The organism is Acidithiobacillus thiooxidans ATCC 19377, assembly GCF_009662475.1.
Lineage (GTDB): Bacteria > Pseudomonadota > Gammaproteobacteria > Acidithiobacillales > Acidithiobacillaceae > Acidithiobacillus > Acidithiobacillus thiooxidans.
In genome coordinates this window covers 67,765-81,872 of sequence record NZ_CP045571.1, presented here as the reverse complement: position 1 = coordinate 81,872, position 14,108 = coordinate 67,765, and the positions used below count along the sequence as shown (strand labels likewise).

Genomic DNA, 14,108 nt, shown 5'->3' with positions numbered 1-14,108 from the left:
TTCAGATACTTCGGGGATGCGTTTCTTTCACCGCAAAAGCAATCCATAAACCCGACAAGGCAACAATGCCAGCAGTCAGCCAGATCGCGGGGAGGATCTTGTCACTCCATTGGGCCACCAGACCCAGAATGACCCCGCCGATGGCGTAACCCGTGTCGCGCCAATAACGATACGTGCCCAGTATCCGACCCCGTTGCATGGCTGGAGCAATATCCGACATGGCGGCAATCAAATTGGGATAAAGCAGTGCCATGCCGAGCCCCATCAGCGCAGCGGTGACCATCCATGCAGCAAAGTGGTTCACCAATGCGGTTCCTGCCAATCCTGCGGATAACAGGGCAAAGCCCAACAAAACCGGTGGCTTGCGACCAATGTGATCGGCCAGATGCCCGGTCCAGAACTGGCAGAGCCCCCAGACCATGGCATAAACGCCGGTAATCCAGCCGATATAAATAATGCCGAGGCCGTGGAATTTGAAAAACAACGGGAACAGCACCCAGACCAGAGTGTCCGCAATCTTGTTGGTGACACCGCCCTGGCAAAGCGCCCGGTAGGTCCGATCCTGAAAGGAAACTTGCAGGAAAGTGCTAAACATACTTTGTGCGGGTACCGCTGCCGGGGTAGCCGCCTCTTGCTGTATATGCTCGGCACGTACCCAGTGAATGGTGTCTTTTATCCACAGCAGCAACACCAACGCCAGCGCAATGACCACTAGCCCAAAGAGCAGCAAGGACCAGCGGGGACCATACAAAACGGCCAGATACCCCGTGGCCAGACCCGCTGCACCGACGGCAATGTAACCCATGGCCTCATTGATGCCGACCGCCAGACCGCGCTGATGGTTGGCTGACAAATCAATCTGGCTGGTGACGGTCATAGTCCAGGTGAAGGCCTGGTTGAAGCCCAGGAAGACGTTGGCACCGATAATCCACCACCAGTTGGGGGCAAAGAAAATCAGAATCGGAATGGGAATGCCGGCTATCCAGCCGAGCAGCAAAACCCGCTTGCGGCCGATGCGATCAGAAAGTCCACCCGCCACAAAGTTCAGGGCACCCTTGACCAGGCCAAAGGAAATCACAAAAGAAGCCAGGAAGAAAAAGGCGTGGCTATCTACACCAAAGTGCGCTGCCATGGTGGGCAACACATTGCGTTCCATGCCGATGATCAGACCCACAAAAAAGACCTGAACTGTCTGCAGCAGAAACTGTCCACGGTTACAGCCAATGCCTCGGATGTAAGCGCTTGCATGGTCCGCCGTGACGTTCATGCGGTGCCTTTTTTGTGGAGAGGGACCACGGTACTCAGTACCTCATGGTTATGCGCGGTAATCTGCATCTGGTCGAGAATGAGCTCCCGAACAATCTCGCAGACTTCCAAAACCTTGGGGCTGGTGAGGCGGTAATGACAGAAAGTACCGCACTTGTCGCAGTGCACCAGACCTCTCGCCTTGAGAATATTCATGTGCTGTGAAACATTGGCTTTCGACATGCCCGTCAGTTCGGTGAGCTCGCTGGCAGTTTTTTGCCCTTCACCCAAATAGTGAATGATCTCCAGACGCTTGGGGTGGGCAATGGCCGCAAACACTTCCGAAAACAGCGCAAAGCGAATAGTTTCCTGATTTTTCATGCCACCCGCCCCAGATTGCTGGCGACAATGCGCGCCATCTCCGCCGGTCGTTCCGGAATGTTGGCGGTCAGCTCGTGCATGAAGGTCATCCGGTCCATACTCAAATACGGGTCCCAGCGCTTTTCGAAGCCGATCGTCGACGAGGGTTTTCCCGAAAGGCCGGCCCCGCAGACACTGCCGGCAGCATGACCCGGAAAGATTTCCAGATCATCCGGAAGGGGTAGCAGTTTCTGCTGGAGGCTGTCATAGAGTTTCGCTGCCATTTCCTCTGGCGTACCCCCCAGATCCGGTCGTCCCACGCCGCCCACAAAAAGGGTATCGCCCGTCAGGGCAAACCAGGGCGCCTTGCTGCGCCGGATATCGCTGACCAAAAGACAAAGGCTGTCAGGGGTATGACCAGGAGTATGCAGCACTTGGGTGATCACATTGCCGGTCTCCAGTATTTCGCCGTCTTTGAGACCCCGGATCGGGAATTGTACCTGATCCTCGTCACTTTCGTGCATGCAGTAAGGCGCTTCTGCCAGCGCCGCCAAGGCTCGCCCGCCCGAAAGATGGTCGGCATGAATATGCGTATCAATGACAAAGCTGATGCGCACGGCCGCTTTCCGGGCCTCGGCCATAAACCACTCCTCATCACCAGCCACCACATCTACCGCGACGGCAAAACCTTTACCACCACAGCCGTAGAAGTAAGACAGGGTTCCATCGTCACCACGTCTTTGCTGGAAAAACATGAGGCACCTCCATATGTATAATAGTTAATAAGTCTGTTAACTATCTCACCGTGGAATCTGCCAGTCAAGATTGACATTCCATGGGTGGATAATCTTGAAGCTTACTAATGAAACTTGAATAGTCATAAGCGCTGATTAACAACGTAGTTATAAACAAAACTTTGCTGCACTCCCCCTCTCTACCCCGCGCAACAGGACAATTCACGAACATCCCTGGTGAAAGTCTGGGCGCAGAGTTTGATCCCTTCCACCATAGTGAGATAGGGGAAGAGCTGGTCAGCAAGCTCTTGGACAGTCATGCGGGCACGCAGGGCCAGGGCCGCCACCTGGATGACCTCGCCGCCCTCCGGGGCCACGACCTGCGCACCCAACAACCGGCCAGAACCCTTCTCGGCGATCAGCTTGATGAAGCCACGGGTGTCGAAATTGGCCAGCGCCCTCGGCACGTTGTCGAGCGTCAGCGTGCGGCTGTCGGTTTTGATACCGTCGTGGTGCGCTTCCGCTTCGCTGTAGCCCACGGTCGCCACTTGCGGATCGGTGAACACCACGGCAGGCATTGCCGTCAGGTTGAGAATCGTATCGCCGCCGGTCATGTTGATGGCGGCACGGGTGCCGGCCGCTGCCGCCACGTAGACGAATTGCGGCTGGTCGGTGCAGTCGCCAGCGGCGTAAATGTTCGGGCTATTCGTGCGCATACCCTGGTCGATGACGATGGCCCCTTGCGCATTTATGGCCACGCCCGCCGCTTCCAGATTCAGGCTGCGTGCGTTCGGTGCGCGACCAGTGGCGATCAGCAACTTGTCGACACGCAGTTCGCCGTGCCCGGTGGTCAGCACGAATTCGCCGTCCGCATAAGCGATATGGCTGGCTTGCGTGTGCTCCAGCACCTCGATGCCTTCGGCGCGAAACGCGGCCGTGATGGCTACGCCAATGGCCTGGTCTTCCCGGAGGAACAAGGTGCCGCGTGCCAGAATCGTCACCTGGCTGCCGAGCCGGGCGAAGGCTTGCGCCAGTTCCAGCGCGACCACCGACGAACCGATCACGGCCAGCCGCTCAGGAATCGTGTCGCTGATCAGCGCCTCGGTGGAAGTCCAGTAGGCTGTGTCCTTCAAGCCGGGAATCGGCGGAATCGCCGGGCTGGCACCGGTGGCGATCAGGCAGCGATCGAAGGCCACTTCGCACTCGCCGCCATCGTTCAATTGGACGTTGAGGCTATGACCGCTCATGAAACGAGCCTCGCCGTGCAGCACGGTGATGGCGGGATTGCCGTCCAGGATGCCTTCGTATTTGGCGTGGCGCAGCTCATCGACGCGAGCCTGTTGCTGGGCCAGCAGTTTGCCCCGGTCAATCACAGGCACCGCCGATGAGATGCCGCCATCGAATGGGCTTTCCCGGCGCATATGCGCGATGTGCGCCGCTCGGATCATGATCTTGGACGGCACGCAGCCTACATTGACGCAGGTGCCGCCAATGGTGCCGCGCTCAATCAGCGTCACGCGAGCGCCCTGCTCAACGGCTTTAAGTGCCGCCGCCATCGCCGCGCCGCCGCTGCCGATCACGGCGATATGCAGCGCCTCTCCATCGCCAGTACGCCTCGTTTCACTGTCCTGTCCGTCCAGCGACTTGTCCAACAAACCAGTGGGCTTATTCGGCGTGTCAGGAAGCCGAGCGCGGTAGCCCAGCGCTGCCACTGCGGCAACCAGCGGGTCCAGGCCCACGCTGGCGTCCACCTCGATCTCCGCTCGCCGCTGGGGATAAAATACTGAGGCCGAGCGCACGCCGGGCACCCTCTCCAGCGCCTGCTGCGCATGCACCGCGCACGAGTCGCAGGTCATGCCCTCGATTTGAAGAGTGATCGTGTCAGCCATGATCTCGCTCTCCCTGCTTGATGCTGGAAGGGTAGCCAGCATCCTTGGTTGCCCGGGTCAGGGCCTGCACGTTGGTTTTACTGTAGTCGTAGGTTATGGTGACCTGTTTTTTTGCTTCGTCGATGCCGACCTTTTCCACTCCAGGTACTCGCTGGAGTGCAGTGCGAACGGTAATTGGACAGACACCACATGTCATACCAGAAATCGAGAGTGTGACAGCCTTGGTTGCGGCCCAGGCGGGCGCGCTCAGGGCAACGGACAGAGCAAGAAGGATCGCGATTTTTTTCATGACAATCTCCTTTCAATAGAACAGCCGCAGGACGTAGGGAAAAGCAATGGCAACCAGGATCAAGGCGACAACAATCCAGAAAACAGGCTTGTAGGTTCTGCGAACCTGCGGCATCGAACAGACTGCACCCTGTGTGTAGGCGTGTACCGGGCGGTAGATGCGCCGCCAGGCGAAGAACAGCGCTACGAGTGCCGCAGCGATGAAAAACGGACGGTATGGTTCCAGCGCAGCCAGGTTGCCAATCCATGCCCCACTGATTCCCAAGGTGACCAGAATCAACGGTCCGAGACAACAGGTCGAAGCAAGTATGGCGGCTAGCCCACCAGCGAAGAGCGCGCCGCGCACGGTTTTTGGTTCAGACATAGGCTTAGGCTTACCCTTTCGGATCTATATGCGTTAACATAACCTTACTCCCGTAGTTGTATACGGAATCAAGTGATATGAAAAACTATTTGGAGAACTTGACCATCGGCGTTTTCGCCAAGGTAGCCGGGGTCAACGTGGAGACGATCCGGTTCTATCAGCGCAGGGGCTTGTTGCCGGAACCGGACAAGCCCTATGGCAGCATCCGCCGCTATGGCGAGGTGGATGTAACACGGTTGCGCTTTGTGAAATCAGCCCAGCGGCTGGGCTTCAGCCTGGACGAAATTGCCGAGCTGTTGCAGATCGACGATGGCACCCATTGCGAGGAAGCCAGCAGTCTGGCCGAGTACAAGCTCCAAGACGTGCGCGAAAAGATGGCCGATCTAGCGCGCATGGAGGCCGTCCTTTCCGAGCTTGTATGTGCCTGCCAAGCCCGAAAGGATAATATTTCCTGTCCGCTGATTGCGTCGCTAAAAAATTGCGCAGAGTGTCCGGGTGACTGAGCCGCTTGCAATCCACGAACGACGCCACGGCCGACGTGTCGTCGGGTTCGCTGACCACCGCTATGTTCAGGTGTCCTCCCAAGCGGTTTATACAATGTGGGCACTAGAGTTTACGAATCAACCCAAGTTCAGGTGACTGATATCAGCTTAGACAGTACAGCAAGTGTTCGTCTACAGGTAATGAGGATAAACAAAGCACTGACACTGCTATGGAAGAAAACGGCAGCGCAAATCAGTGGATAGGTAAAAGGATTATTGCAAACAACGCGTTCAGGCGCGACGAAAAATGCTGCTGAAATTATTCCATATCCTCGTAAACTCTCTCTGCCCAACGCACTATGGCGTCCTGATCCAAAAGCAATTTGTTTTCAGGCGAGGACATCGGATGGGAAATGCGCCTTCCTCCATTACCAAAGATTTTTTTAATAAATTTGCTTGGCCAGACTAAAGAACCCTTTATTAATCGTATTTCTAGTTCTCGAATAGTCCGCTCCCAGTCAAACTGCATATCCTGATGCCTCAAGAGCAGAGTTGATAAACTGTTTTTATTATCAGAAGTATCAACCTCCATCAATGCGTACACCTGGTCATCTTTTCTGATTATATGGAAGGTAAGATAACGCGGATTACCATCCGCAAGCATGTGTTTCGAGTATCCGTCAATAGCAGGAAGTTTTCTGGTCTCCCTATGGATATGGTGGCAATTTGGCTTACTAACCAGTTGCAATATCATTGTATTAAAGGCTTTAAACTTGCCTACGTAGAAATCCGTATCATCGCTCCTATCCCTGAGACCATCATAGTCTGCTGACGGTAGAATACCTTGTGTACTGGCTTCGTCAGTGCTCACCAGTAATCTCTTATTTTCTGGAAAGGCTGACTGAGTTCCTCCTTGTCCTCGGCCAGTGGCCTGACCTTTACCCTTGGCTATGCGCGTGGTCTGAATGGGATTAACAAACTCAAATGTAACGGCGGGTGTTTCAATCCGGAATTCAGTTTTATCCGTTTTCGGTTCTTGTTCGTCATCGATTTCCAATTCCGGGCCTGTTTGTAGGCCGGATAGAACAGCTCGGCCCTGGCCTGGTCGCTTCACGGCAAATCGGGGATCAACAAAATCGACGCTGGCGGGGCAATGGCAAGTTAAATTGGAAACACCATGAATTTCATACACAAAAAACGCTTCCAGTTCATGACGGTAGTGGCCTCGAAGTGTCAGTGCAACACCGGCGAGCGGCGGCGGTTCAAACTGAAATTGCCACAGACGATACTTGTCTGTATCGTATCCGTTCTGCAGTTGGTAACGGGCAATACTTTCAAATGATTGCCGTGCATCATCATCCAGCAATATCCAGGCTAACGCCCGCCTTAACTCATGGTCTCCTCTGACATACAGTGGCAGAGTGCAGTTTGGCAAAATATTGATAAGCGCTCTGCTCAAGTTATCGATGCGCTGAACATCGAACTCATGCGAGAGTCCGCCGGGAATTAATGCTAAACGCGTTATATAAGCATGATGCAAAAACAATGCTCGCGCCAATTCAAGCTGGGGAAGATAATACCGTGTTCCGCCAAATTCAAAATTAAAACACCATTGCCGTCCATCCCCCTGCCGACTCACCACGGGAATCGGACAGGCATCGATAGGTTCCGCAAGCCAAAGGCGCGTATTTTCTATCACTACACGTTTCAGGAATCCGGCAGGCAGTGGTTGTTCGGTTGCATTCACCACCCTGCGTCTAGCTAAAATCGGAATTTGAGAGACACCCACATGTTGTTTCTTCTGCCCAGGCTCCAGTTTAACATTGATATGCCAACCAGAATCGTCATGACGACGGAATAAAGAACCAATCTCCCGAATAACGCTATTATTTTCCACTCCTTTTAACTTCATATTCTGTACTCCGACTCACTAAAACTTCCAAATATTGTCTGGCAGATCCTGTCATTCGTTCTTCACTTAATTTGGCGTTTCGCAGCAATCGCCACTTCGGTTGTGACTCAAACAGATTTCGCAACTCCGCATAGGCATTTTGCAAACGTCGGATCTGGTACTGGGAGATGCTTTCCGAATTCACTGCCAGAAACGCCGAAGTACGTGGCATTTGATGAAGGTTCTTTTCAAGAGTCGAAAGATTGCCGAGAAGCCGAAGATAGAAGGTTCTTGAGCGTCTGGGCCCTTGTTCGTTTGCCTTCAAAAAAGTAGCCAGTTGTCGAAGTGCTTGCAAATATTCCCGGTCCCGTTTGTCCCAATCGATGCGTGGTACGTTAGTATTTGTCTTACCTTCTGCATGACGATAATTTATGTCCAATAGCCAGTCACGATGATTTCGATATAGCCTGGCATACAAGGCTGATGCAGTTTTTCTGGCTTTCTGGGGTGGATGGGAGGACAACAATTCGCGCCAGGCCTCCTGATCTGACGTTTGGCTGCTGGACTTTTGTATAGCCACCTGAACTTGCGAGGACTTTTCGCAGATTGGCGTCCTGCTTACCTCATTGAGCACGTCATCTATCTGCCAGTGACGACCCAACAGCGCCTGATGAACTACAATATGCTGAAGATAATTGAAGCTTTTTCGATGCTTGCGGAAGATTGCTTTCAGCCAGTCTGATTCATCAACAAACGAAGATCGTGGCATCAGACGATTTCTGGTTAACCAAGTAGCGGGCCAAGCCATTAATACCCTATCTCTTATCGACGAGTGGTCAATTTGAGCCTTTCCTCGGGAAAAGCACAGACGGCAAGCAAGGTTACGGTAGTAGGCTGTCCATTGCTCCAAACTTGGGGACACTTGCGCAGGCCGAACCAACAACTGACGCACCTGAGTTGTTATCCAGTCAGAATCCCTCATTCCCGTTTGCTGTTTAATCAAATGGCAATATTCAGGTGCGGCAGCGATAAAACGATGTCTTTCAATCAGTGGGCGAGCTATTCGCGTATCGATCAACGTACCATGTTGGGAGCAAGATTCCACCCCGGCGACCTGCCATTCTCTCAGCCAAAAATACTCACCATATTGTTCACGCTGAGCGGTTATGCAACCTGGACAGTATCGGACAAAACGTGGAGACTTAATGCGAGAGGCTACAATCCCCAATACCAGATGTACGGCTCCCTGAGTTCCTTGATGCAACCCGCTCATGCACTGACGCCGTCGATCCTCTGAAATAAAAGGGGCATAAAGCGGAAATAAGGTATGGCTATAGATGAGTTTCTCAGGCGTATATTCATCAGGAAGCCAGCGTGAGACCATAGCGATATGGTTCGGCAAGTCTATCGTTGCAATAATACTACGAGATTCGAAAACTTCATTCAACAGTTGTTTGGGGCTAGTATGCCCTAGCCGAACACCCGCTCTTGCGACGGTGCTATACAGCAATTCCTCTGCGTAAGGTATAGGAAAATTCAACATGACCATCACTCAAAGGAATTGATCCAGTTCTGGGCATCGAAAAGCAACTCTTCGCGACTCAGTGATTCTAGGAAGGCTTTCTCATTGGCGGACTGCGAAAATAAAAAACGCAAATCGTTTGAGTCCAGGGTATGCCAGTCAGCTCTTTTCATCGTCTTCATTTTCGGCTTTGATGATGCCGTCTTTTCTATCTCTGCGCTTTGATACCAAGAGAGAATCAGCGGCATAAGATCCTTCATCACAAGGCCCGGGTGATCTTCAAAAGCCCTATTGATCAGAGGTTCAAGCAACTCAGAGACATACCCCATATCGACCAGCATATTGTGTAAGCGAATGGCTTGTTCATTTCCCCCATACTTGATGACAGTATCAATGCGTTCATGATTGGAACGCAGCAGATGGCCTAGTTCGAGTATTTTTCTATCCACGTCGGGAATGGTCAGGTCGGAGTAACGGGCTATTTTTGTGACATCACCGGACCGCAATGCATCGATCATAGGATGGATGGGCTTTAGCTCATCCTGATAAACTTTTTTCATCAAGCTCTGGGTAATGCGTTCAACGCCTGTGACAACAGCCCGGATTTGTGACAGAACAAATAGCTTGATGACGACATCCATAATGCCTTGAGAAAGATCATACCAGGTATCACGAATTTCATCGGTCACATCAGGTGATGCTTTGGTCAGCCACTGATACTTCCACAAACGGCTGGTGAAGGCTCCCCATTCGGTCCGTGATATTACTTGCTCACTTGAAGGCTTGCTCAATGGCTCCCACAGAATTGCACCAAAACCAGCACCGCGACGCGCGGATCGCAGGTCCAGCTCAAAGACAGATCTGGCTTTTGGTGTCCCCACCATGACAACCGGGACTGAAATTTCATTCACCAGAGTGACAAAAAAATTGAGCATACGCTCTGCACCACCGGAATGTTTAACACTCAAATGCTGGATTTCATCAATCACCAACAGGCCAATCGCGTGCGTATTAGCAATATGCGCCATTACCGCAATCAGGGTTTCCACACTGTGCCGTTTTTCCACATAGCGACGCACGTAATTGGTGGCGAGCACCGCGTCGATTTCACGAAAAAAGTTATGACAAAGGCTTTTCAGGGAGCCGTCATGCGGGCAGTCAATTTTGAGGAAAACAATCTGGGTGAAGTTGTACGTTTCGTGATAAATCGATTGCGGATAGGTGGCCAAAATACGATTCAACGAACTTGTCTTGCCTGACCCGGAACAGCCAATGAAAGCCAGACTTTTAGCCGTAGACTCCACATGCTCGAACCGGAAAACGGCTAAATCACCCTGCATGACACGCTCATAACCATTCTGGATGTGAGCATTCAGTTCGCCGGTTGCCAGGTTTCTGCCAACATACCCTTGTCGAAGCATGACCGACAATTTCGACTCCAGCTCGATGTGACGGGATAGCGGCTGGAAAAAATTATCGAGTAATTGGGAGATAACATGAATGCGGGTCGGACCATCAAGATAAATATCCGTTGGACGAAACGCAATTTGGCCTGATAACCCCTCCTTTAACTGACGCCTGTCCAAGATCGGCGGCAGCGCTTCAATGAGTGGATTCCCTTGGTATTGACTGATCCCGGTATCCTTGTAAATAGCCTGAACCATACCTTTGGGTAGTGTCATACATCCTCTCCAAACAGATCATCCAGAAAATCTGGGAAAGCAACATTTTCGGGTTGTTCAGTCAAATACCTGGCCTCTGCTTTGGGTTTCGGCTTCGTTGACTGGCTATCCACGCGTCGTTGCTGGCGTTCCTGCTCACGGACATCCCGGCGGTTTTGGTTGATGCCAGCCAAAGTTTCTGTTTTCGATTCGCCAAAATAAGAAGGACGTAATTTTTCCGCTCGTTGGATCGTTTCCTGAATCACATTTTCCAGCGCCCTTTTACTTTCTGCTTCCTCTAATTTAGCTGTCGCTGTTGATTTTCGTTGTTGCTGCTGACTATCCCATAGCTCCCACATCGTTCGGCCCCTGAATTCCCTTGAGCGATCGGTGAGCGAGCATTCCCAATAATCCGATTTGGATACATCAGGGAAGACATAAATGATATCGGTTACTGAAGGATCGTAAGCAGCCACAAATGGGCCAGGCCGCTTTCGCCCGCTTCTATGTAACCAACCGGATGCCAGCAACTCATTACAGGTGTAATAGGCACCAAAACACCGAATACCAAAATCGGAAACAGTCGCCTTTTGACGCGGCAGCATTGCCAGCCTCAGTGCCGCCTCAGACGTGTTACGCAGTCGTCCACTGCGATTTTGAATACCCCAGCGCCAGATATTGAGTGGCACCGGAGCGAGGGTGTCAGGCATATCCGGATCGCGATCATATTTGACCAATACCGAACTCTGATTGCGATGCAGAATGGAGCCGATAATGATTTTGGTGAAATCTGTCAAGGTGAGTGTTGCGTCCAATCGATAATCTTTCCCGCCCCGCTTCTTAATGATAGTGCCCGCAACTACTCCTGGTGCAAATGGTTTGAAGTCCGCTTGAATGGTCCGGAAGTGCCGTTCAACGATACCCTTTGCATCCCCACGATACGGCGGCGTATTCTCAATTCGGACTCCAAAGGACTGCTCCAGGTATTCAATCTGATGACCAAGCAGCTCTCCGCGATCTGCCAAAATGGCGTCCGGTAGCCCCATGGATGGCCAATCTTCTGACTCTATGTCATAGCCGAAAGAATGGCATAGCTGAGACTTATCAGTCATGGCCGTCACCAGTGCCAACATGGCGGTAACATAAGAGGGATTTTCAAGCCCCACATAAAAACCGGCGATCAATCTGCTGTAAACATCGACAACTACATACAAGGTTGGTCGGCCAATGATCTTTTGTCGGTCAGCGGAAAGCAGATAAATATCCGCAATAGTAGCGTCGATTTCGTATCGCGCACCAGGACCGTGAACTTCGGCTGTAGCTGTTCCCTGTAACGGCCTGATGTCCTTCTGATACTCGATCTTATTGACCCTCAGCCGGATACGTTCAGGCCGGACATATTCCCGTTCATAGAAATATCGCAGTTGGGCGACGGTCGGGAAATTCTCTTTCGATATATCCGGGTGAGCTGTTTCGAACATATCCTCGAAGCGCCGATGAGCATAAGGCAGAGAATGGCTTTTTTCAGTCAGATAATGCCGATCAAGCACAATGCGAAACATGCGTTCAATGCTGTCATCTATTATTGCCCCCGTACCGTGCGCTATACGTCTCGGACGCCCTAATTTTTTCTTCGTGGCTGTTCTTTTTTTTCCGCGCCCACCTGATTTATAATAATCTGGCAAAAGTGCGTTTGGTGTGCAACCTCGCTGCCAATATTGGCGAAGATAGGCATATATTGTTTTTTTAGCCGTCCCGGAGTCATTTGCGACCTGCTGAATCAGTGCGCCTCGGCCACTTCGAAAACAGATGTCCGGCTGATGTATTAAAGGCTCGATAATCGCGAAACGTTTGTCGCGGGTTTGCTGTGCTCCCGAGCCATGCTCCGGAAGCTGAACTGCAAGATGCGAAAAGGGATCGTCAATTTTTTTTAGTGCCTCAGCATGGATAAGCTCATCTACTTCCGCCAGTGAAATCCGTTCCGGCAAAGACTTATCGGAGTCGATATTAATCCAGGTATATCGAATTTTCGATACATCAAGAATGCGATACCGGGTTCCTTCGAATGTTACGACATCATTGATTCGCAACATAAGAGTTCCTCAGTGAATCGAGATCTGAAGATGCTTGTAGATCTCCAACAGCCAGCTTTGACCAAGGTTTTCTGAGGTCGAACAAGAAAACTCTCAGAGCTAAAAGCGAGCGGATCCTTTGCAAGGACTCTCCTGGAGACAGTGCATAAGCTTGATCAAGCATCATTGCAGCCTGAGAAATCTGTAACATCGGATGCTTTGTAAAGAAGCCTAAATAAATTGGTGCCATATTCAGAGTATTTTCGATCTCATCCAGAACCAGTTGGGCGGGATACAGCCAGGCAATGTTCTTGGTGACGGTCTTGGGTATTTGTTTTTCCGTCAGCAGATACCATGGAACTCCCTTTAATGCCCAATATTGTCGTTCAAGTTCCAGTTTTTCTATGGTTCTAGGGTTGGAAAGATCTGAAGATGTTTTTACCTGAATGGCCATTCTTGGAAGATCTGGCTTGTTGGTGTCCACTAGAAAATCCGATGACATGATCTGAACTTGTCCTTGTACCTCTGGATGGCGAATGTGTGCTTGCGTGGCAAGCTCACTGGTATCCTCTAAGCGGAGAGGATATTGCTCGCGGATATCAGCGACAGATGGATTCCAGTCAAATAGAAAAAAAGCTGCCAGTTCGAGATCCGACAGCAGATGGTGGGTTCGTTGAGTCAGGACTCCCCAGATTCTATGAGATCGTCCTGCAGAAGGCAGGTCTCTGACGGTCAACCAGGGTTGGTAATCTTTTCCTGAACCAATTCCCCGACCTTGTTTGATCCATTTCAGTGAACGAGGGTCAAGAGGTAAGCAGGTCAAGATCCGTACCTCCAACTTTGGGCATAAGTATACGGAGCAAAGTTACCATCTTTATTTGAAAGTTACCAACTTTATTTCGTTGTTACCAACTTTATTTGCATCCTACACCTGTACGGTCATTCAGATAAGCGATCCGCATTTGCGGGATAAAATCGCACATCTGGCTGGCGACCAGGAATATATCCGCAGTGCTGGCGCTTTCCTGGTATTTTGCGCAGATTTACATCGTGCAGCCCGTATTGGCAGCCGGGAAAATCAAACATTTGTGGCGGGCATGACCGAGCACTTCATTATTGCCACCGTTGATGTCAGCTTGTTCGCCCAAAATTGTGTAACAGCGGCTGAATCAATGGGATTGGGCACTTGCTACATTGGCGCCGTACGCAACCATCCGCAGGAAATCAGTGATCTGCTGCATTTGCCTGAACAGGTTTACCCTGTTTTTGGACTCTGCATCGGTTATCCCGACCAGAATCCTGATCTGAAACCACGACTGCCCCTGTCCGTAGTGCTTAAGGAAAATAGTTACGATGAAACCCGTGATGAAGCGGAAATCAGCCAGTACGATCAGCAGATGGCCGAGTACTATCGCAATCGCAATGCTTCGCAAAAAAACAGTCGCTGGACCCAGGAAATTGCTGCTCTGGTAGGCCGGGAAGCACGGCCCCACATGCGCGGCTTTTTGGAACGGCGCGGCATGAATACCCGTTAAAAAATCTTTGCTGCCTGGCCTTGCGAAAGGCTCTCGTTTTATGTCTTGATGATGAGGTGCGCTGT

Annotated in this window: 13 protein-coding genes; 2 read left to right on the top strand and 11 right to left on the bottom strand. The window is 51.5% G+C overall.

The genetic code is table 11. The features are described from left to right. Position 1: 1 nt before the first annotated feature. From GCD22_RS00385 to merT, 6 genes are all read right to left on the bottom strand, one after another. Positions 2-1,267: an MFS transporter gene (locus GCD22_RS00385; RefSeq protein ID WP_153940339.1), complete on the bottom strand. Its 1,266-nt coding sequence runs from the start codon at positions 1,265-1,267 to the stop codon at positions 2-4. Then, on the bottom strand, positions 1,264-1,626 hold the full coding sequence (locus tag GCD22_RS00380; protein WP_153940338.1) for an ArsR/SmtB family transcription factor: 363 nt from the start codon (positions 1,624-1,626) through the stop codon (positions 1,264-1,266). Before GCD22_RS00380 ends, GCD22_RS00385 begins: the two co-directional genes overlap by 4 nt. Next, entirely contained in the window at positions 1,623-2,360 is a 738-nt protein-coding gene (locus tag GCD22_RS00375) for an MBL fold metallo-hydrolase (RefSeq protein WP_153940337.1), read from the bottom strand. Before GCD22_RS00375 ends, GCD22_RS00380 begins: the two co-directional genes overlap by 4 nt. Positions 2,361-2,539: 179 nt before the next feature. Continuing rightward, on the bottom strand, positions 2,540-4,228 hold the full coding sequence (merA, locus tag GCD22_RS00370; protein WP_153940336.1) for a mercury(II) reductase: 1,689 nt from the start codon (positions 4,226-4,228) through the stop codon (positions 2,540-2,542). Then, entirely contained in the window at positions 4,221-4,517 is a 297-nt protein-coding gene (gene merP, locus GCD22_RS00365) for a mercury resistance system periplasmic binding protein MerP (RefSeq protein ID WP_153940335.1), read from the bottom strand. Before merP ends, merA begins: the two co-directional genes overlap by 8 nt. Before the next feature lie 12 nt (positions 4,518-4,529). Then, on the bottom strand, positions 4,530-4,880 hold the full coding sequence (gene merT, locus GCD22_RS00360; RefSeq protein WP_153940334.1) for a mercuric ion transporter MerT: 351 nt from the start codon (positions 4,878-4,880) through the stop codon (positions 4,530-4,532). 77 nt (positions 4,881-4,957) lie between these two features. On the opposite strand from merT, the gene merR reads away from it, so the two are divergent. Next, on the top strand, positions 4,958-5,383 hold the full coding sequence (gene merR, locus GCD22_RS00355; protein WP_024895062.1) for a mercury resistance transcriptional regulator MerR: 426 nt from the start codon (positions 4,958-4,960) through the stop codon (positions 5,381-5,383). A gap of 298 nt (positions 5,384-5,681) precedes the next feature. Here the strand turns inward: merR and GCD22_RS00350 are convergent, their stop codons facing one another. Genes GCD22_RS00350 through GCD22_RS00330 form a run of 5 tightly spaced genes read right to left on the bottom strand, consistent with a single transcriptional unit; the run spans position 5,682 to position 13,331 of the window. Beyond that, positions 5,682-7,274 (bottom strand): Tn7-like element transposition protein TnsE, encoded by a 1,593-nt coding sequence (locus GCD22_RS00350; protein ID WP_153940333.1) that lies wholly within the window; start codon positions 7,272-7,274, stop codon positions 5,682-5,684. Then, positions 7,249-8,796, bottom strand: coding sequence for a TnsD family Tn7-like transposition protein (locus GCD22_RS00345; protein WP_211371680.1), 1,548 nt, complete (start codon positions 8,794-8,796; stop codon positions 7,249-7,251). The genes GCD22_RS00350 and GCD22_RS00345 overlap by 26 nt, the downstream gene beginning before the upstream one ends. Positions 8,797-8,801: 5 nt before the next feature. Beyond that, positions 8,802-10,457 carry an AAA family ATPase gene (locus GCD22_RS00340; protein WP_153940331.1) on the bottom strand — a complete coding sequence of 552 codons (1,656 nt, stop codon included), beginning with the start codon at positions 10,455-10,457 and terminating at the stop codon, positions 8,802-8,804. Next, a complete protein-coding gene (locus tag GCD22_RS00335; protein ID WP_153940330.1) occupies positions 10,454-12,529 on the bottom strand; it encodes a TnsB C-terminal domain-containing protein in 2,076 nt (691 codons plus the stop codon). The genes GCD22_RS00340 and GCD22_RS00335 overlap by 4 nt, the downstream gene beginning before the upstream one ends. Further along, the gene (locus tag GCD22_RS00330) at positions 12,513-13,331 is read right to left on the bottom strand and encodes a TnsA endonuclease N-terminal domain-containing protein (RefSeq protein WP_081577512.1); all 819 of its coding nucleotides are present in this window, start codon (positions 13,329-13,331) and stop codon (positions 12,513-12,515) included. The genes GCD22_RS00335 and GCD22_RS00330 overlap by 17 nt, the downstream gene beginning before the upstream one ends. Between GCD22_RS00330 and nfsA the strand changes: the two genes are divergently transcribed. After that, positions 13,288-14,043: an oxygen-insensitive NADPH nitroreductase gene (nfsA, locus tag GCD22_RS00325; protein ID WP_342353864.1), complete on the top strand. Its 756-nt coding sequence runs from the start codon at positions 13,288-13,290 to the stop codon at positions 14,041-14,043. The two genes, GCD22_RS00330 and nfsA, sit on opposite strands and share 44 nt — an antisense overlap. Positions 14,044-14,108: the final 65 nt, after the last annotated feature.